At 63.5% G+C, this 19,003-nt stretch carries 19 protein-coding genes and 1 pseudogene; 10 read left to right on the top strand and 10 right to left on the bottom strand.

Features of this window, described 5'->3' with window-relative positions; translation table 11 throughout:
• The first annotated feature begins 1 nt into the window (after position 1).
• From GYH34_RS16100 to kdpC, 9 genes and pseudogenes are all read left to right on the top strand, one after another.
• Positions 2-1,129, top strand: coding sequence for an ABC transporter permease (locus GYH34_RS16100; RefSeq protein ID WP_161914465.1), 1,128 nt, complete (start codon positions 2-4; stop codon positions 1,127-1,129).
• Positions 1,126-2,520, top strand: a complete 1,395-nt coding sequence (locus tag GYH34_RS16095; protein ID WP_161914464.1) for a TolC family protein — start codon at positions 1,126-1,128, stop codon at positions 2,518-2,520. The genes GYH34_RS16100 and GYH34_RS16095 overlap by 4 nt, the downstream gene beginning before the upstream one ends.
• A gap of 103 nt (positions 2,521-2,623) precedes the next feature.
• Positions 2,624-3,295: pseudogene (locus tag GYH34_RS16090) on the top strand (IS6 family transposase).
• A gap of 202 nt (positions 3,296-3,497) precedes the next feature.
• Positions 3,498-3,800: a DUF1778 domain-containing protein gene (locus GYH34_RS16085; protein ID WP_161914463.1), complete on the top strand. Its 303-nt coding sequence runs from the start codon at positions 3,498-3,500 to the stop codon at positions 3,798-3,800.
• A gap of 3 nt (positions 3,801-3,803) precedes the next feature.
• Complete coding sequence (locus GYH34_RS16080; protein ID WP_161915054.1) at positions 3,804-4,316, top strand: GNAT family N-acetyltransferase; 513 nt, start codon at positions 3,804-3,806, stop codon at positions 4,314-4,316.
• Positions 4,317-4,876: 560 nt separating this feature from the next.
• Entirely contained in the window at positions 4,877-4,963 is an 87-nt protein-coding gene (gene kdpF / locus GYH34_RS16075; protein WP_161915053.1) for a K(+)-transporting ATPase subunit F, read from the top strand.
• A gap of 33 nt (positions 4,964-4,996) precedes the next feature.
• On the top strand, positions 4,997-6,706 hold the full coding sequence (kdpA, locus tag GYH34_RS16070; protein WP_161914462.1) for a potassium-transporting ATPase subunit KdpA: 1,710 nt from the start codon (positions 4,997-4,999) through the stop codon (positions 6,704-6,706).
• An 18-nt stretch (positions 6,707-6,724) separates the two neighbouring features.
• Positions 6,725-8,842: a potassium-transporting ATPase subunit KdpB gene (gene kdpB, locus GYH34_RS16065; RefSeq protein WP_161914461.1), complete on the top strand. Its 2,118-nt coding sequence runs from the start codon at positions 6,725-6,727 to the stop codon at positions 8,840-8,842.
• 11 nt (positions 8,843-8,853) lie between these two features.
• Positions 8,854-9,453 (top strand): potassium-transporting ATPase subunit KdpC, encoded by a 600-nt coding sequence (gene kdpC / locus GYH34_RS16060; RefSeq protein WP_161914460.1) that lies wholly within the window; start codon positions 8,854-8,856, stop codon positions 9,451-9,453.
• Positions 9,454-9,527: 74 nt separating this feature from the next.
• On the opposite strand, the gene GYH34_RS16055 is transcribed toward kdpC, so the two are convergent.
• From GYH34_RS16055 to GYH34_RS16010, 10 genes are all read right to left on the bottom strand, one after another.
• Positions 9,528-9,746 carry a hypothetical protein gene (locus tag GYH34_RS16055; RefSeq protein ID WP_161914459.1) on the bottom strand — a complete coding sequence of 73 codons (219 nt, stop codon included), beginning with the start codon at positions 9,744-9,746 and terminating at the stop codon, positions 9,528-9,530.
• Between the two features lie 145 nt (positions 9,747-9,891).
• Positions 9,892-10,722 carry a methyltransferase domain-containing protein gene (locus GYH34_RS16050; protein ID WP_161914458.1) on the bottom strand — a complete coding sequence of 277 codons (831 nt, stop codon included), beginning with the start codon at positions 10,720-10,722 and terminating at the stop codon, positions 9,892-9,894.
• Between the two features lie 26 nt (positions 10,723-10,748).
• Positions 10,749-11,789 (bottom strand): ACR3 family arsenite efflux transporter, encoded by a 1,041-nt coding sequence (arsB, locus tag GYH34_RS16045; RefSeq protein WP_161915052.1) that lies wholly within the window; start codon positions 11,787-11,789, stop codon positions 10,749-10,751.
• Positions 11,790-11,877: 88 nt separating this feature from the next.
• Positions 11,878-13,647 carry an arsenical pump-driving ATPase gene (gene arsA / locus GYH34_RS16040; RefSeq protein ID WP_161914457.1) on the bottom strand — a complete coding sequence of 590 codons (1,770 nt, stop codon included), beginning with the start codon at positions 13,645-13,647 and terminating at the stop codon, positions 11,878-11,880.
• Positions 13,648-13,657: 10 nt separating this feature from the next.
• On the bottom strand, positions 13,658-14,014 hold the full coding sequence (arsD, locus tag GYH34_RS16035) for an arsenite efflux transporter metallochaperone ArsD (RefSeq protein WP_161914456.1): 357 nt from the start codon (positions 14,012-14,014) through the stop codon (positions 13,658-13,660).
• A gap of 18 nt (positions 14,015-14,032) precedes the next feature.
• Entirely contained in the window at positions 14,033-14,470 is a 438-nt protein-coding gene (gene arsC / locus GYH34_RS16030) for an arsenate reductase (glutaredoxin) (protein ID WP_161914455.1), read from the bottom strand.
• Positions 14,467-14,979 carry an ArsI/CadI family heavy metal resistance metalloenzyme gene (locus GYH34_RS16025; protein ID WP_161914454.1) on the bottom strand — a complete coding sequence of 171 codons (513 nt, stop codon included), beginning with the start codon at positions 14,977-14,979 and terminating at the stop codon, positions 14,467-14,469. Before GYH34_RS16025 ends, arsC begins: the two co-directional genes overlap by 4 nt.
• Positions 14,976-15,320 carry a metalloregulator ArsR/SmtB family transcription factor gene (locus GYH34_RS16020; RefSeq protein WP_161914453.1) on the bottom strand — a complete coding sequence of 115 codons (345 nt, stop codon included), beginning with the start codon at positions 15,318-15,320 and terminating at the stop codon, positions 14,976-14,978. The genes GYH34_RS16025 and GYH34_RS16020 overlap by 4 nt, the downstream gene beginning before the upstream one ends.
• 98 nt (positions 15,321-15,418) lie before the next feature.
• Positions 15,419-16,300: a metalloregulator ArsR/SmtB family transcription factor gene (locus GYH34_RS16015; RefSeq protein ID WP_161914452.1), complete on the bottom strand. Its 882-nt coding sequence runs from the start codon at positions 16,298-16,300 to the stop codon at positions 15,419-15,421.
• 437 nt (positions 16,301-16,737) lie between these two features.
• Positions 16,738-17,256 carry an arsenate reductase ArsC gene (locus tag GYH34_RS16010; RefSeq protein ID WP_161914451.1) on the bottom strand — a complete coding sequence of 173 codons (519 nt, stop codon included), beginning with the start codon at positions 17,254-17,256 and terminating at the stop codon, positions 16,738-16,740.
• A gap of 983 nt (positions 17,257-18,239) precedes the next feature.
• Here GYH34_RS16010 and GYH34_RS16005 point away from each other — a divergent pair.
• The gene (locus GYH34_RS16005; protein WP_161914450.1) at positions 18,240-18,815 is read left to right on the top strand and encodes a hypothetical protein; all 576 of its coding nucleotides are present in this window, start codon (positions 18,240-18,242) and stop codon (positions 18,813-18,815) included.
• The last annotated feature ends 188 nt before the right edge of the window (positions 18,816-19,003 follow it).

The following is a 19,003-nucleotide window of genomic DNA, read 5'->3' as shown; positions in this document are numbered from 1 at the left end:
CATGGGACGCTGGCTCGTCAATGTCGCTCTGCTCAGCGGAAAAGAGTTCCGCAGCCTGCTGCAGGATGTGACGCTGATGGCGCTCATCGTCTTCGCCTTCACCGCCGCCGTTCAGCTGATGTCCGAAGGCGTGAAGGCGGAGGTCTCGCACGCCTCCGTCGCCATGATGGACGGCGATCATTCGGAATTGTCGCGACGGCTGCGCGACGCGATCCTTCCCCCCTATTTCATCGCGCCCGAAGAGATTGCGCGGGAGGATGTCGCGGCCGCGATGAACCAGAGCCGCTATATTTTCGTGATCGAGATTCCCCCGCGCTTCGAGGCCGACGTCCTCGCAGGGCGCAAGCCCGCCGTGCAGGTGCTGGTCGACGCCACGGCGATGACGCAAGCCGGTCTCGGCGCCGGCTATCTGAACGAGATCTTCGTCGTCGAGACGCAAAAATTCCTCGGCGCGAGGAGCATAGAGTCGAGCTTGCCGATCCGCGTCGTCAGCCGCATAGAATTCAACCCCAACACCGATTCCTTCTGGTTCACCTCCGTGATGCAGATCGTCGTCAATCTGACCGTTCTGTCGATCATCCTGGTCGGCGCCGCCGTGATCCGCGAGCGCGAGCATGGGACGATCGAGCATCTGCTCGTGATGCCGGTGCGGGCGAGCGAGATCGCCATCGCGAAGATCATGACCAATGGCCTCGTCATTCTCGCGGCGACGATGCTCTCCCTCTGGCTCGTCGTGCAGAAATGGCTGGGCGTGCCGATCGCAGGCTCCATCGGCCTCTTCGCCTTCGGCGCGCTGCTCTATCTCTTCTCCGTCACCTCGCTCGGCATGTGGCTGGCGACGCTCGCTCCGACGATGCCGCAATTCGGCCTGCTCTCTGTCCCGGTCTACGCCATCGCCTATCTTCTCTCGGGCGCCGCGACCCCAGTCGAGAGCATGCCGGAGGCGGTGCAGGCGATCGTGAGATTCGCGCCGACCACGCAATTTGTCTCGATGACCCAGGCGGTCCTCTATCGCAGCGCCGGGCTCGATACGGTCTGGCCGCAGATCGCGGTGGTGATCGCCTCGGGGGCGATGTTTCTGTCGCTCGCTCTGTCGCGCTTCCGCTCCATGCTGGCGAGGCAGGGATGAAGCGCGCCGCCATCGTCATGTCCCTTCTCGTCGTCGGCTGTCGCGAGCTCGACGTCACGCCGCCGGCGCCGACCGTCGTCGCCCCGCCATCATTCGACGAGACGTCGTCGATCGGCGCTCCCTCCGCTTCCCCCATCCTCTCTCATTGGTGGACAGTCTGGCGCGATCCGCTGCTCGACCGCATGATCGATGCGGCGCTCGCCGGCAATCCCGATCTGCGCATTGCGAAGGCGCGAGTCGAGGAGGCGCGCGCCCTGGTCTCGGTCGCGGAATCGGCTCTCTATCCGACGCTCGGCGCCGACGCCGGTCTGTGGGAAGCGGATGTGAAATGGCGCAATCCGGTCGTCGATTTCATCCCCGGCAAAGCGCGCCGCGTCGACGCCCATATCGGTGGCCTCACGGCGAGCTGGGAGCCGGATATTTTCGGCGGCCGCAGCTATGACGCAGAAACCGCGCGCGCCAATGCCGCTGGAGTCGAGGAGCAGTCGAACGGCGCGCGAATGATCGTCGTGTCCGAGGTAGCCCAAAACTATCAGGACGCCAGAGGGCTGCAGCGGCGGCTTCTCGTTCTCGACCATTCCATAGAGACTCTCGGCAATCTTCTCCGCTATGTGGAGGCTCGTTACCACGCCGGGCAGGCGGTCGCCTATGACGTGACGCTGGTTCGCGAACGATTGGAAACCCAGCGAAGCAAGCGACCGGATTTCCTTTCCGCGCTCGAGACGCGACAACGCCGGCTCGCGGTCTTGACCGGCCGCCCGCCGGAGCCACCCGTCCCGCTGCCGACGCCCGGGCCTTTCTTCGGCCCGCGGCCTCCGCAAGGACAGCTCCCGAGCGAGGTGCTGGAGCGTCGTCCCGACGTGCGCGCACGCGCCGACGCCGTGCGCGCACGCGTCGCCAGCCTGACCAGCGCGAAGACGGATCTGCTGCCGCGCTTCCAGATCGAATTCCTCGGCCAGGACGGCCGGCTGCATTTTCAGGGAATCCCTGGACTTCAAGGCACGGGCGGCCTAGTCGGCCTCACCGCGCATTTGCCGATTTTCACCGCCGGGCGCATCGAAGCCAATATAGCGGCGAATGACGCGCGCCTCGAAGCGGCTGTCGCCGATTACGACAAATCCGTCCTGCATGCGCTCGAGGATGTCGAGAACGCCTATGGCAGACGCCGCGGATTGGATCGCCGCAGCGAGCATCTTTCCGTCGCGCTCGTCGGCGCGCGACGCAATCATCAAATATCGAGAGGGCTATACGAAGGCGGACGTAAGACTTTCGGAGACGTGCTGAATGCAGAGCTCGACGTCTTCGAGCGCGAGAACGATTTGCTGGAAACCCAGATGGCGCAATCCGCCATGACGATCCAACTCTATCGCTCGCTGGGCGGCGGCTGGTGAGGTCGTGATCGGCGCCGGCGCCTCGCACTGGCTCTGTCGCAAATTTTTCTCGCGGGTCGGTTGGGGCTATGATCGCCGGGCGCGGGGCAGGCGGAATAGTTCGATGATCGATTTCAAGGGCAGCCATTTTGAACGCGACGTGATCCTTTGAGGCGTCCGCTGGTATGTGGCGTATCCGATGAGCTATCGTCAACTCGACGAAATGATGGAAGAGCGAGGCGTCGAAGTCGACCATTCCACGCTCAACCGCTGGGTCGTCAAATATGCGCCTTTGCTGGAGAAACAGTTCCGTGCTCGCAAACGTATGATCGGATCCAGCTGGCGTCTCGATGAGACCTACGTGAAAGTCAAAGGCCGCTGGAAATATCTGTATCGGGCGGTGGACAAGGCAGGCGCGACGGTGGATTTCCTGCTGACGGCGAAGAGGGGCCGCAAAGCCGCGTTGCGCGTCTTGCGCAAGGCGATCGGCCAGCATGGCGAGCCGGAGAAGATCACGATCGACAAGAGCGGCGCTAACACGGCGGCGATCGAAACCTACAATGCGGAGCATGAAGCGGACATCGAAATCCGCCGCATCAAATATCTCAATAATATCGTCGAACAGAACCATCGAGCGGTGCAGCGAGTAACGCGGCCGATGTTGGGTTTCAAATCATTTCGATCGGCTGCCGCGACACTCTCTGGGATCGAGCTCATGCATATGATCCGCAAGGACCAGTTGCAGACCAGGGGCGAATTGGGTCCAGCCCAGCAGTTCTATGCCCTCGCAACGTGAACCGCGTCACTCTCACACGTTCATCGCGTCCATAAACAAAATTTGCGACAATTCCTTTTTGAACGGACGAAGGATTTGACCCCTCGACCCAATCTTGACCAGGTTGCGTGCCGCGTTTGGCGTAGCCAGCGGAGCAATCCAATGTCGCCGGTCTTGAATTGGCCGGCAATTGGCCGTACATTGTGGCGAGGAGAAAAAGGTCATGACGGACGCCGCATCCAGACCTGGTGGGAGACGCACCCGAGCAGAGCGATTGGAGGCCCGTATCACCGCCGAGCAAAAAAGCCTGATCGAGCGGGCGGCGGCCCTGCAAGGGCGGAGCGTCACCGATTTCGTGCTGACCAGCGTCCAGGACGCCGCCCGGAGAGCTATCGAGGAACATAATCAGCTGTCGCTCTCGGTTCGTGACAGCGAAGCATTCGTCGATGCGCTGCTCAACCCGAAGCCGGTCAATGATCGTCTTCGCGATACGGTACGCCGCTATCGCGAGCGAACCGGCTTTTGACGCCTGCCTGCCGGAAAAGACGAGAAGCTCTACGTGGAGCCGCTGGCTTCTGGCCATGACAGATCGGGATTCGAGAGCGGCGTGGAGCTGCTCGACCGATATTTTCGGACACAGGCCGGTCAGGACGCGCGAAAGAACATGGCCGCGCCCTTCGTTCTGGCGCTGCCCGAGGGGACGATCGCGGGCTACTACACGCTTTCATCGACCTCCGTGCAACTTGTCGAGCTGCCGGAGCAGACCCTGCGGAAGCTGCCGAAATATCCGCGCGTGCCGGCGACGCTCATGGGCCGGCTCGCGGTCGATCGGCGGCTACAAGGGAAGGGATACGGCCGGTTTCTACTCGCCGACGCTCTCTACCGATCGGCCCGGAGCGAGATCGCCTCGTTCGCGCTGATCGTGGATGCGAAGGACGATAGCGCCCGCCGCTTCTACGAACGAGAGAGTTTTCTGCTGTTCCCCGAACAGCCCATGAAGCTGTTTCGGACGATGGCGGACATAAAGCGGCTATTCGAATGAGTGGCCACGAGGAGTGAGCGGCAGTCGGCTGGCGAAATCGCATGCCGATGGGAGCCCGAAATTCGCGCCAAGGAGAGGAACTGCGTGTTCCAGCGCGGCCTGGCGAGCAGGAAGAAAAAGAGAACAATCCCTGCACAAGGTGTGCACACAGCGCATATTATCTATTTGAAATTACAAATATTTTAGTCCAGTCCATCATGGGCGCCAGGGAGAATTTAATTTCTTGATTTATTGTCGATATCATCCTGGTCTCTAGGCCGTGGCGGCTGTGCGCGCATTCTGCGACGCCTCGATACGACAGTTTCCGTCCTTTTTCGACCGCTTCCTCGGACGTCGTCGCATTGGCGCTGCGCGCCGCGTGAGCGGCTACTTATGCGGCCCTTACGCCCGACGGGGCAAATCCGAATAGCCTCCTTACGCGCTCTGCAGGCATATCCCGAGCATTGTCGATAGGGAGACTGACCATGCTCGACCTCGTCTATCTCGGCCTCGGCGCCTTTCTCTTCGCGCTGATGGGCCTTTATGCGCGCATCTGCAAGCGGCTTTGAGAAGGAAACGAAATGTCCGAACCGATCATCGGCCTGAGCGTCGCCGTGCTGCTCGGCGCCTATCTCCTCTACACGCTGCTTCATCCCGAGAAATTCTGAGACCACATCTCGGGCTCCGCAAAGGAAATCATCATGAACGCCATTGGCTTGGCGCAAATCGCCGTCGTGCTGGCAGCCGTCGTCTTCGGCGCCGTGCCGCTCAGCGCCTTCATCGCCCGCGTGCTCGCCGGCGAGCGCAATGTTCTGACGCTCGTTCTGCTTCCCGTGGAGCGCGTCTTCTACAAGCTCGCCGGCGTCGATCCGGCGCGTGAGCAGAGCTGGCTCGTCTATACGAGCGCCATGCTCGCCTTCAGCGTCGTCGGCTTTGCATCGCTCTATGCGCTGGAACGCCTGCAGAATTTGTTGCCGCTCGATCCGCAGGGCTTCGATCCCGTCCCGGCCGATCTCGCCTTCAACACGTCGATCAGCTTCATCACCAACACCAATTGGCAGAACTACTCCGGCGAGACGACGATGAGCCATCTCGTGCAGATGCTCGGGCTCACCGTTCACAACTTTCTCTCCGCTGCGACCGGCCTCGCAATGGCTTTCGCGCTGGTGCGCGGCTTCGCGCGCGCGGAATCGCCGACAGTCGGCAATTTCTGGGTCGATCTCACACGCGGAACGCTCTATGTGCTGCTGCCGCTGTCGATCGTCTTCGCGCTCGCGCTCGTGGCGCTCGGCGTTCCGCAGACGCTTCTCGGCTCTGTCGAGGCGACGACGCTCGAGGGCGCCAAGCAGGTGATCTCGATCGGCCCGGTCGCGAGCCAGGAGGCGATCAAGGAGCTCGGCACCAATGGCGGCGGCTTCTTCAACGCCAATTCGGCGCATCCATTCGAAAGCCCGAACGCGATTTCCAATATTCTCGAAATATGGGCGCTGCTCGTCATTCCCTTCGCGCTCGCCTTCGCCTTCGGCCGCGCGGTGCTGGATTTTCGGCAAGGCCGCGCGATCGCCATCGCTATGCTCATCGTGCTCGTCTGCGGCGTGCTCATCGCCTATTGGGCGGAGGCCGCCGGCAATCCGCTGCTGACGTCGATCGGCGTCGATCCGTCGCCCGGCAATATGGAAGGCAAGGAGGTGCGCTTCGGCGTCGCCACCAGCGCGCTCTTCGCCGCAGCGACGACAGGCACAAGCACCGGCGCCGTCAATTCGATGCATGATTCCTTCATGCCGATCGGCGGCCTCGTGCCCTTGTTCAACATGCTGATGGGCTCAATCGCGCCGGGCGGCGTCGGCGCCGGCCTCTATGGCTTCCTCGTGCTCGCGGTCGTCGCGGTCTTCGTCGCCGGTCTCATGGTCGGACGCACGCCGGAATATCTCGGCAAGAAGATCGAGGCCCGCGAGATGAAGCTCGCCATGCTCGCCGTGCTGATCTATCCGCTCTGCGTGCTCGGATTCTCCGCGGCTTCCACGCTGCTGCCGGGCGCGCTCACGAGCTTGAACAACGCTGGCCCGCACGGACTGTCGGAGATCGTCTACGCCTTCGCCTCGACGACCGACAATAATGGCTCGGCCTTCGCGGGCCTTTCCGGCAACACGCCTTGGTACAACACGACGCTCGGCATTGCGATGACGCTCGGCCGCTTCGCCTATGTCATTCCCGTGCTGGCGATGGCCGGCTCCTTCGCCGCGAAGAAAAAGGCGCCGGCGTCGCGCGGGACCTTCCCGACACATGGGCCGCTGTTCGTCGGCCTGCTGCTCGGCGTCATCGTCGTGCTCTATCTGTTGCAATATTTCCCGGCGCTCGCGCTCGGTCCCGTGGTCGAGCATCTGCTGCTCGCCGCCGGCAAGACCTTCTGATCTTGGAGATCAACGCAAATGTCGTCCAAAGTCGCTGCTCCTGGTCTGCTCGATCGGGCCATTATCGGCCGCGCGGCGATCGACGCTCTCATCAAGCTCGATCCGCGTCAGCTGGCGCGCAATCCGGTGATTTTCGTCACCGAGGCCGTCTCGGCCGTCGTCACGCTCTTATTCGTGCGCGATCTTTTCGCGCATGACGGAACCGCGCTCTTCTCTGGGCAGATCGCGGCTTGGCTGTGGTTCACAGTCCTCTTCGCCAATTTTGCGGAGGCCGTGGCGGAAGGCCGCGGCAAGGCGCAGGCCGATGCGCTGCGTCGTACGCGCACGGACACGAAAGCCAAGCGAACCAAAGGCGGATCGCACGACTATGACCTCGTCTCCGCGCTGGAGCTGAGGATCGGCGACGTCGTGCTCGTCGAAGCTGGAGACCTCATTCCCGGCGACGGGGAGGTCGTCGAAGGCGTCGCTTCCGTCAACGAGTCGGCGATCACCGGCGAGTCGGCGCCGGTCATTCGCGAGGCGGGCGGCGATCGTTCCGCCGTCACCGGCGGCACGACCGTGCTGTCCGATTGGGTGCGCGTGAAGATCACCGCCGCGCCCGGCTCCACCTTCATCGATCGCATGATCGCGCTCGTCGAAGGCGCCGAGCGGCAGAAGACTCCGAACGAGCTCGCTCTGTCGATCCTGCTGTCGGGCTTGACGATCATCTTTCTGATCGTCTGCACGACGCTGTGGCCGCTCGCCAATTACTCGGGAACCGTGCTGTCGCTCACCGTGCTCATCGCTCTGCTCGTCTGCCTGATACCGACGACGATCGGCGGCCTCCTGTCGGCGATCGGCATTGCAGGAATGGATCGCCTCATCCGCTTCAATGTCATCGCGACGTCCGGTCGCGCGGTGGAGGCGGCGGGCGACGTGGACACGTTGCTGCTCGACAAGACAGGCACGATCACATTCGGCAATCGCATGGCGGATGAGCTCATTCCCGTCGGCGGCGTCGGCGAGCACGAGCTCGCGGAGGCCGTGCTGCTCGCCTCTCTCGCCGATGAGACGCCCGAGGGACGCTCCATCGTCGCGCTCGCCAAGAGCCGCTATGGCCTCGCCGCTCCCGATACCGGCGTCGACGCGCGCGTTGTTCCCTTCTCGGCGCATACGCGAATCTCCGGCCTCGATCTGCCGGGCCGCTCGCTGCGCAAGGGCGCCGTCGACGCAATTCTCGCGCAAACCCAATCGATCGTGGACCACGCCGATATCGGAGGCGCAGGGGCGAGCGGCGCGGCCGCCGAAATTCTCCAGCGCGCCGCCCTCTCGCCAATACGCGCGCCGGAGGATTTCACGCGCGCGGTGGAGCGCATCTCGCGTGCCGGCGGCACGCCGCTTGCGGTCAGCGAGAACGGCCGTCTGCTCGGAGTCGTGCATTTGAAGGACATCATTAAGCCCGACATAAAGGCGCGCTTCGCCGAGCTGCGCGCCATGGGGATAAAGACGGTGATGGTGACGGGCGACAATCCGGTCACGGCGGCGGCCATCGCCTCGGAAGCGGGCGTCGACGACTTCATCGCGCAGGCGACGCCGGAGGACAAGCTCACCTATATTCGCAAGGAGCAGCAGGGCGGCCGCCTCATCGCAATGTGCGGCGACGGCACCAATGACGCGCCGGCGCTCGCGCAGGCCGATGTCGGCGTCGCCATGCAGACCGGCACGCAAGCGGCGCGCGAGGCGGGCAATATGGTCGATCTCGACAGCGATCCGACCAAGCTCATCGAGATCGTCGCCATCGGCAAGCAGCTGCTGATGACGCGCGGCTCGCTGACGACCTTCTCCATCGCCAATGACGTCGCCAAATATTTCGCCATCATCCCGGCGCTGTTCGTCGTGACCTATCCAGAGCTCGGCGCGCTCAATGTGATGAAGCTCGTCTCGCCGCAATCGGCTATCCTCTCCGCGGTGATCTTCAACGCGCTGATCATCGTCGCGCTGATCCCGCTGGCTCTGAAAGGCGTCGCCTATCGGCCGATCGGCGCCGCCGCCTTGCTGCGGCGGAATCTGCTGATCTACGGCCTCGGCGGCGTCATTATTCCCTTCGTCGGCATCAAGCTGATCGACATGATCCTGTCGATCCTGCATCTCGCGTGAAGGAGCTTCTCATGCTCTCCCAAATTCGTCCTGCGATCGTGATGATCGTTCTCTTCACCCTTCTCACCGGCCTCGCCTATCCTCTGGCGATCACCGGATTGGCGCAGCTCGCTTTCCACGACGCGGCCAATGGCAGCCTCATCGAGCGCGAGGGCGTCGTCGTCGGCTCGCGTCTGATCGGTCAAAGCTTCGCGGCCGATCATTACTTCCATGGCCGTCCTTCGGCGACGAGCGCGCCAGATCCCAATGATGCGAGCAAGACGATCGACGCGCCTTACAATGCGGCGAATTCCGGCGGCTCCAATCTCGGCCCGACCTCGCAAAAGCTCGTCGATCGCGTGAATGCGGCGATCGAGGCGGAGTTCGCCGCCGGGCGCATCGATGTGGTCGCGGCGGATGCGGTGACGACATCGGCCTCCGGTCTCGATCCGCACATCTCGCCGCAATATGCATTGGCGCAGGCGCCCGCCGTCGCTGCGGCGCGCAAGCTTCCGGAAAGTCGCGTGCGCGCCTTGGTCGAAAGCCGGATCGAGCAGCGCGCCGCCGGCTTTATCGGCGAACCGCGCGTCAATGTGCTGGAGCTCAATCTGGCCTTGGACGAGTTGCGCTGACGGCAGCTGCCGAGATTCGTCTATTCGAGGCGCGACGGCTTGTCGCGCCTCGCGCATTTTTCACATTGGCTCCGTCACAGTCGCCGGTTCATCATGAGCGTCGGATCGCGTGTCTCGTCGATCGTCACGCGTGTCGCCGGGCGCCCACAGGCGCATTTGCTCCGCAGCCGTAGAAAAGCCGATGTGCTCGACGTCGCATATATCGGCCCGTCCAACACGCGCGCATGGCGAAGACGATGATGCGCCTCGACCAGCAGCTCCGCATAGGATCGGTCGACGCCGGAACCTTTCATCCGTCGATCGGCAGAACATAGCTTATCCCAGGGAGTATTGTCTAAGCGCGCCCATAGGTATCGAGAATAGTCGTCGCATAAATTGCGTCGCCCCCGGATCGCCGAGCAAAACAGTCACGGGTCTGCACTTCCCTGGATACGAGCGTTACTCGGGAGACGATTTTTTGGCGGCTAGGGCATAAAGGACCTTCGTCTCGATCGAAGTCGCGCCGCTCGCGCGCAGGAGAGACAGATTTGTCTCTCTGACACGTGAAAATGTTTCGGGATCGAGTTGCGCGAGCGTCCCGCGATAGCCACTGCCCATCGCGATCACCCACCAATCATCCGGCGACTGGAGGGGATGACGGCCTGCTTCCGACACTATTTCGGCGCCGCTCACGCCTGCGGCGCTCAGCATTTCGCGCAGACCCGCCGGTTGGGAAATGCGGTCCCATGGATTGAAGCCCCGATAGAGATCAGGGCGCTCCTGCCGTATCGCGTTCCAGAAGGCGCCGTTCGCGGGCTCGAACAGATCGGGTCCCCAAGTGGTGATGGCGAGCCGGCCGCCCGGACGCACCATGCGCCACAGCTCCCGGACGGCCGCGGTCATATCGGGCACGAAAAAGACGCCGAACACGCAAATGACCGTATCGAATGCGCCGTCCGGGTAGCCGAGGGCGAGCATGTCGGCGACGCGGAATTCGATATTGTCGAGACCTTTGCCCTGCGCCTTAGCCGCGGCCAATGCGATCAAGCGTTCGGCGAGATCGACGGCGATCACTCTACCCTTCGGCCCGACGCGCTCCGCGGCCGGCAAGGCCGAGCCGCCGCTGCCGCAGCAGACATCGAGCACGCATTCGCCGGGACGAAGGTCGAGACGATCAACGGTCTCTCGTCCGAAGCGATGCCAGAACGAGCTGACGGGATGGTCGAAATAGTCAGCGGCGGCATTGTAGGCGGCGGCGGCTTTCGCTTTTGCGGCTTCCAGCTCGTTCATCAGATCTTCCTGATCTCGCTATCTGGTCAGGCGCGCGAGGCCGCGCCAGCGCCTTCGTACCATGGGCGCGACCGACGGACGATATGGACGACGGAGAGCATGACGGGCACCTCGACCAGAACGCCGACGACGGTCGCGAGCGCCGCGCCCGATTGGAAGCCGAAGAGGGCGATGGCCGTCGCGACGGCTAGCTCGAAGAAATTGCTGGCGCCGATCAACGCCGAAGGGCCGGCGACGCACCAGTCGACGCCGAGGCGGCGATTGACGAGATAGGCGAGGCCGGCGTTGAAATAGACCTGGATAAGAATCGGCGTCGCCAAGAGCGCGATGACCAGCGGCTGACGTATGATCTCTTCGCCCTGCAAGCCGAACAGAATGACGAGAGTGAGCAGCAGCGCGACGAGCGAGAGCGGGCCGAGCACGCGCAGCGTCGCGGCCAGCGCGGCCGCGCCGCCCTTCGCCAGCAGCGCGCGCCGCCACAGCTGCGATGCGATCACCGGCGCGACGATATAGAGGCCGACCGACAGCAGTAGCGTGCCCCAGGGCACGGTGATGGAGGACAGACCGAGCAGCAGTGCGACCAGCGGCGCGAAGGCGACGATCATGATCGTGTCGTTGAGCGCGACTTGCGAAAGAGTGAAATGCGGCTCGCCGTCGACGAGATTGGACCACACGAATACCATCGCCGTGCAGGGAGCCGCGGCCAGCAGAATGAGGCCGGCGATATAGGCGTCGATCTGATCGGCCGGCAGATAAGGCCGGAACAGATGCGCGATGAACAGCCAGCCGAGCAGCGCCATCGAGAACGGTTTCACCAGCCAATTGATGCCGACCGTGACGGCGATGCCACGCCAATGCTGGCGTACCTGGCCGAGCGCCGCGAGGTCGATCTTCAACAGCATGGGGATGATCATCAGCCACACCAGCGCCGCGACCGGGAGATTCACTTGCGCGACCGTCGCCTCGCCAACGGCGTGGAAGACGGAAGGCGCCGCTTGACCGAGCGCGATGCCGACGAGGATGCAGAGCGCGACCCATAGGGTCAGATAACGCTCAAAGACGCCCATGGCGGGCGCGGCGGATGCTTTGCTACTATCCCGCTCCTTGGCGACCGGAGTTGCGCGCAGTTCCATCGGTTTTCCTTTTGGTGAAATATCAGGCGGCTTCGACGGCGCGGCCTGCCAATTCCAGAAGGCGAGTAACGCCGACCGGCTCTTCCTTCAGCAGCGGGACGATCGCATAGCGCCGCGCAAATGTGGCGGCGACGGCGTCGATCTCGCGTATCTCATTGCGCGCGCGCTGACGCAGCAGCGGCGAAAGCGGATGCGCGGCGGCGACGCTATTGTTGATGATCCACGCCCAAGGCTCTATTCCGGCGCGCCGCAAATCAGCCTGAAGGCTGGCCGCCTCCAGTACGGGAGTCGTCTCGGCGAGCGTCGCCAGCAGAACCTTGGTCTGCCTCGGATTCTGCAATTGCATCATCGGCGTCGTGTAATGCGCGCCTTTGGCGTCCAATTGGCGCGCGACCTCGCGATGATAGGCGCCCGTCGCGTCCAGCAGCAGCAGTGTATGGCCGGTCGGCGCCGTGTCCATCACCACGAAACTCTCGCCCGCCTCGCGGATGATGCGCGAGAAGGCTTGAAACACGGCGATCTCCTCGGTGCAGGGAGAGCGCAAATCTTCTTCCAGCAGCGCGCGGCCCGCGGCGTCCAGCTCGGCGCCCTTGGCGGCGAGTATCTCGCGACGATAGCGCTCCGTTTCCGCATGCGGATCGATGCGGCTCACTTTCAGATGCTCCAATGAGCCATGGAGCGTTTCGGAAAGATGCGCAGCCGGATCGGAGGTGGTGAGATGCACGGGCTGCCCGCGGCGCGCGAGCTCCACGGCGACGGCGGCCGCCAGAGTCGTCTTGCCGACGCCGCCTTTACCCATCAGCATAACGAGGCCATGACCGTCCGCCGCTATTGCGTCGACCAGCTCCGACAGACTCGGCGCAGCGAGCGCGATCGGCGCGTCGTCGCTCGCGTTCACCGGCGACGGCGTCGCGCCGAGCAATTGCCGCAAGGCGTCGAGCCCGACCAGATTGAACGGCCGCAGCGCGACGCGATCACAAGGCAAAGCAGCGAGCTCGGCGGGAAGCGCGCGCAACGCCGCCTGCTCGCGCTGATAAATGGCGGCGGCGAGCGAATCCTGCGTCGCCTCTTCTTCCGGCAGCAAGCCGTTGATGACGAGATATTGCTGCGCGATGCCGATCGCCGCCAGCTCCTTATGCGTGCGGGCGATTTCGTTCAGCGCCGATCGCTGCGCGCGGGCGACCAGCACGAGGCGCGTGCGTTCGGCGTCGGCCAGCGCCGCGACGGCGCGGCCATATTGCGCGCGCTGCTTGTCCAGCCCCGCCAGCGGCCCGAGGCAAGAGGCGTCGCCCGTGCCGGATTCGAGAAAGCTGTTCCACGCGCCGGGCAATTGCAGCAGACGGATCGTATGCCCCGTCGGCGCCGTGTCGAAGACGATGTGATCGTAATTCGCGGTGAGAGCGGAATCGACCAGCAGCGCAGTGAATTCATCGAAGGCGGCGATTTCCGTCGTGCAGGCGCCCGATAGCTGCTCCTCGATCCCCTTCACCACAGCGTCTGGAAGCACGCCGCGCACCGGGCCGACGATACGATCGCGATAGGCCTGCGCAGCGGCCTGCGGATCGATCTCCAGCGCCGACAGGCCCGGCGCGCCGAGAATGTCGGTGATCCGATTGCCGATGAGCGTGCCGAACACTTGCGCCACATTGGACGCCGGATCGGTGCTGACCAGCAGCACGCGCCGCCCGGCCTCGCCGAGCGCGATTGCCGTCGCGCAGGCGATCGACGTCTTGCCGACCCCGCCTTTGCCGGTGAAGAACAGGAAGCGCGGCGGCTGCTCGAGGAATTTCATCGCCACCTCTTCAGCAGCTGCCGCCGCCGCAGCATCCGCTCTGCTTCGGCTCCGGCGCGGTCTCGACGAGGCCGGCCCAGCGCGCGAGCTCGCTGCGGCTCGGATAGCGCCCGGCGAGAGCGACCTCGCCCGCGACCAGCACCAGAGGCAGCGCCTCCTGCCCGGAACGCTCGAGAAAGCCTTTCACGATCGCATTCTTGGCGAAGGCGAGCGGCTGCTGCGCCAGATTGAAACGCTCGATGCGGCCGCCGTTCTGCTTGGCCCAATCGACATCGGCCGCAAAGCTCACCAGCGCCTGATCGACCTCGGTTCCGCACACGCCCGTGCTGCAGCAGAGCGCCGGGTCATAGATTTCGATTGTCGTCATATCCGTCTCCCTCGATTGCTATGCCGTCGCCACGCGCCGGCCGGCGGAATCGACGATGAGCTCGCCGTCCTCCTTGTAAAACGCGCCGCGCTGCGGCAGCGGCAGAATGTCCAGCGCCGCCTCCGACGGACGGCACAGCTTCACGCCCTTGGAGGTGACGACGATCGGCCGATTGATGAGGATAGGATGCGCCATCATCGCATCGAGCAGCGCCTCGTCGGTGAGCGTCGGATCGCCGAGGCCGAGCTCGTGATAGGGCGTCCCTTTTTCGCGCAGCAGCGCCCGCGTCGAAATTCCCATTCGCGCGATGAGCTGCGCCAGCAGCGCGCGCGTCGGCGGCGTCTTCAAATATTCGATCACATGCGGCTCTATGCCGGCGTTGCGGATGAGGCCGAGCGTGTTGCGCGAGGTTCCGCAATCGGGATTGTGATAGATGATCACATCGGACGCGCTCATGCCGGCTCCTTCGCGCCGCAGCAGGGCGCCTTTGCGGGAAGCTCCGGCTTCGGCGGACAGCATTCGCCCTGCGGCGTCGTCGGCGTGCAGCAGGCGCCAGCCTCGCCCTTCAGCGAGTCCAGCGCCGGATCGCCGCCATAGACCGGGCTGTCTCCCGTCGTGAGAAAGGTCTCCCACATCAGCCCTTGCGGATCGGCGATCCAGGATTTTTCCGACTGCGCATAGCAGCAGGTGGTCGCGCCCTCTTCATAGATGCGCCCGCCAGCCTGTCTCAGGCGTCCATAGACGTCGTGCAGCTCATCCGTGGTTTCGACCTGAATGCCGAGATGCTCCAATCCGAGGCTCGACCCGCCCCGCGCCGAAATAGCGAAATTCACGCGCGGATCGTCGAGCATCCATTTGGCGTAATCGGGCTTCTCGACGGTCGGCGCGACGGCGAACAGCGCGCTGTAGAATCGGATGGATCGCGGCAAATCGTCGACGGACACGTGCAGATGCAGGCGCTTCATGGAACCCTCTCGGTCTGGCAGGTCGTATCGGCTTCCGTGACGCAGCAAGCGGCGGCGTCGCCCTTGCAGCAATTCTCCGTCAGATAGGCGAGCAGCGCATTCATGACGGGATAGGCGGCCGAATAGATCAGCGAGCGGCCGTCCCGACGGAACGTCACGAGATCGGCGTGCTTGAGCTGATTGAGGTGGAAAGACAGCGTCGTCGCAGGAAGCCCGAGCCGCTCGCCGATTTTTCCAGCGGGAAGCCCCTTGGGGCCCGCTTGCATCAGCAGCCGGAAAATATCGAGGCGGGACTCGTGAGCGAGCGCGACGAGGGCCGCGATGGCGGATGTCTTTTCCATAATTCCAATATATTTGAAATATAGTGATAGTCAAGGTCTGGTGGCCGCGGAATGGGTGCGACGAATTCGAGGCTCGGAAAACCCGCTACCGCGGCTCGTCACACGGCATTATTCACCGCCAGTTCCGTCGCCCCTTCCATCATCGCAATATCGGCGAGACGGCTCTTCAGAGCCGCCCGATCCATCGACTCGAAGGGCAGATTGACGAAGGCCGTCAGCCGCGCGCCGAGGCGCCGATAGGCTTCCATGAAGGCGGCGCGCTTCTGGACGTCGTCGCCCTTCACCATCGCCGGATCGGCGACGCCCCAATGCGCCAGCAGCGCGTTGCGCGGCCAGGGGCCCGAGGGCTGCTCGCAGATGTCGTCGCAGAGGGTGATGACGAAATCCATTCGCGGCGCGTCGGGCTTCGTAAACTCCTTCCAGCTCTTGGAGCGAAACGCGCGCGTGTCGTAGCCGAGCGAAGACAGCAGTTCGACGCCGATCGGATCTGGCCGCTCGGCAGGGCGGCTGCCGGCGGAAAAAGCGCGGAAGCGGTCGCCGCCCTCCCTGTTCAGAATCGCCTCCGCCAGAATAGAGCGCGCGGCGTTGCCGGAGCAGAGAAACAAAACATTGCGGACCCGCTTGCCCGCCGATTTCGGACGCTTCTGCGGAAAGGCGGGCGCCGCGAGAGGGAGATCGTCGAGAGACGCGCCGAGATCGGCGAGCATCGTCGTGAGCACATGGCCCAATTTGCTCGAATTCGCGGCATAGATGACCGAGCGTCCCTCGCGTCGTCCGAGGACGAGTCCGGCGCGTTCCAGATGGGCGATATGAGTCGAGAGCGTATTGTGCGGCACGGCGAGAAGGCGGGCGATGTCGCCAACCGGCAGGCCGTAGGGAAGATAGCGCAGCAGCAAGCGATAGGCCTCGAGCCGCGTCGTTTGCGCCAAGGCCTCGAAAATGCCGACGATCTCGGCTGCGGCGATCCGATCTTCCGCCACTTTGTTCCTCGCCTCCTTGGACCGGCCTCCATGGACCGTCAGCGGTCCTTTGGCGAGGATAGTCGATTTTTCGACGTGTCACTACCTGTCGACAAATGGTTCTAGAGCGGATCGCATCGAGCGCCCGCCGGAGGCGGATCCGCGGCGGCGGTCGCGGCTGCGGCTTCCTCGGCCAGCTGGCGCGCCGCCTCACGGCAGACGCGCCAGAGCCACGAGGCTCGGCGAAAGGCTTCCTCATGCTCAGCGCTCTCCCGCGCCATTGCTGTAATTCGTCGAGATCGACGCGCGTCGCTTCGCCCGAAAGCAAGCGGACGACCCATGAAAGAGCCTTGCACAGCAGCGGATCCAAATCGGATAGCGGATCGTCCGGTTCCATCAGATCGCAAGTCCGGCGCTTCGAGCATGACCCAAGCCGTCCGCCTCCGCGCGCGACGCGCTCAGGCGGCTCCGTCGACGGGCTTTGCCTTGCCGATCTCCTCGAGCCGCCTCTGCAAGGAGAGCTTGTCGAGGCCCTTCATCGGAAGGGAGGCGAAGATCGAGATGCGGTTGTTGAGCATGCGGAATGCGTCGGCGAAGGCCAGATGCTTCTCGACCTCGGTTCCTTCGACAGCGGCGGGGTCGGGCAAGCCCCAATGCGCGGTCATCGGCTGGCCCGGCCAATAGGGGCACTCTTCCTTCGCGGCGTCGTCACAAACGGTGAAGACGAAATCGAGCGGCGGAGCGTCGGGCTCGGCGAATTCGCTCCAGCTCTTGGAGCGATAGCCATCCGCCTTGAAGCCGGACTTCTCCAACACCGCCACCGTATACGGATTGACCTCGCCTTTTGGCCGGGAGCCCGCGCTATAGGCTTTGAATCGACCTGCCCCCACGCGATTGAGGATCGCCTCGGCGATGATCGAGCGTGCGGAATTGCCGGTGCACAGAAACAGCACGTTATAGACTTTGTCTTCCGTCATCGCCCTCTCCCGATACGAGTCGTTATGTCCACACCTATCGACATATCGATGTATACCGCTCGCTGCCTTTTCTGCAAAGCAGGGGACGGGCTTTGATGCTATTTTTTGACGGCTGCGAAGTGCTGCACGGTCCCTTCAGCCGGTAATCTGAAGAAGCATGGGGGCGTCACCGCGTGTCCCGCGAGCGTCGCGGCGAACTTGCCCATACTATATCAGGTCGTCATACATGCTCGGCCGAGATCGACGTGGTTTCGCCACTCGCGGCTATTTTCGTCGCATGCGGGAAATCCAAGGTGAGGGGCGGCGATCGGCGAACTCGGAGGGCGTCACGGTCACGACGACGCCCTGCTCGAGGAGCGCCAGCGACAATCGGCGTCGATGTTCAGGTTCGGATGGCAGGCGCAACCGATCAACCAGCGCGTCGGACCTGGAACGGGCATGGGGAGGGCGCGCGCTCGTTCGCGGCGCGCGGGGATTCCGCCGGGGACGGCGGCATGAAAGTGACGTCGATAGCTATGTTTGATCCTCTCAGGATCAATGTGGTCAGGCCGTCGTTTGGGAGCTGCAACTCCCTGCGAGGCTGTTCGCTCGATCAGTCGAGCGAATGTTGTGAAGCATTTCGAGCCAGCATGTTTTGGTCAAGGCGGTTCGATCAGTCATAGTAAGCCGCCGATTCAGATATTCCGCCGGCCGTCGTCACAGCGGCGAGCTTCTCTCGATTACGCGATTTTGCTGAAAATCTTTTGGACGATATGGTTGAGAATTCTCTACATCGGCTTGGTAAACGGCCTTATAATAGATTTGTATTCAATATGTTGGCTTGGCGCTCCTGCGCATGGTTGATGTTTCCTTGCCGCGGCCGCTCGAGTTGCATTACCGCGGCTTAATGGCCGTTAGAGCGTCGCCGTCAATCTGATCCTCACCGACGAGGCCGAGCCCGACCAATAGGGGCCGCCTCGTCAGCACAGAGAGAGGATCACCCCATGTTCTCCGCTTCGCTCGGCGCCTTCATAGCTCCCCGCATCGCCAAGCGCGCCGCTATCCTCGGCCTCGCCGGCTTCGCCGCCTTCGCTTCGGCGCCCGCCAAGGCCGATCTCTTCTCCGATCTGTTCGGCTCCTTCGACAATGGCTATTCGAGCCGGGGAGCCAGCTCGAGCCGCCACGGCTATTCGCGCCGCTCCGATCTCGCCGGCGGCTATACGCCGCGCGCCGATTATTCGAGCTATGACCGCGGCGGCAATGTCCTCGACTATTATGAGCAGGTCCGTTCGGCCAATGTGACGCGGCGGACCGTCGCCATCGACGGCTACTGCGCCTCGGCCTGCACGATGAAGCTCGGCGCGCGCCATGCCTGCGTTTCGCCGGAGGCGACGCTGCGTTTCCATTCGGCGCGCACGAACGAGGGGGAGACCTCCTGGGGAGGCAACACGTTGATGATGAGCGTCTATCCGCCGGCGATCCAAGCCTGGGTGCGTCGTCATCAGGCTCTGGACAATCTGGCCTTCACCGATATGTCCGGCCGCGAGGCGATCGGCCTCGGCATTCGCGCCTGCGCATAGGGCGCGGGGGCATTCGCCGAGGACCCAGCCTCGGCAAGACGCGGCGTCGCGCCCTCTCTCGCGACGCCGCGTCTTTTCCGTGAGAGAGGAGCGTATGTCGATCGGCCGATTTCCGAAAAGTCAAAGCGCTTTTCCTATAGCCGTCTTACCCGAAAGTCGGTTGTGCCAACTCGACCTTTGCGATATTG

The organism is Methylosinus sp. C49 (genome assembly GCF_009936375.1).
In the GTDB taxonomy this organism is placed as follows: Bacteria; Pseudomonadota; Alphaproteobacteria; order Rhizobiales; family Beijerinckiaceae; genus Methylosinus.
Note: the sequence above shows the minus strand (reverse complement) of the source record. Positions and strands in the feature narration are given on the sequence as shown.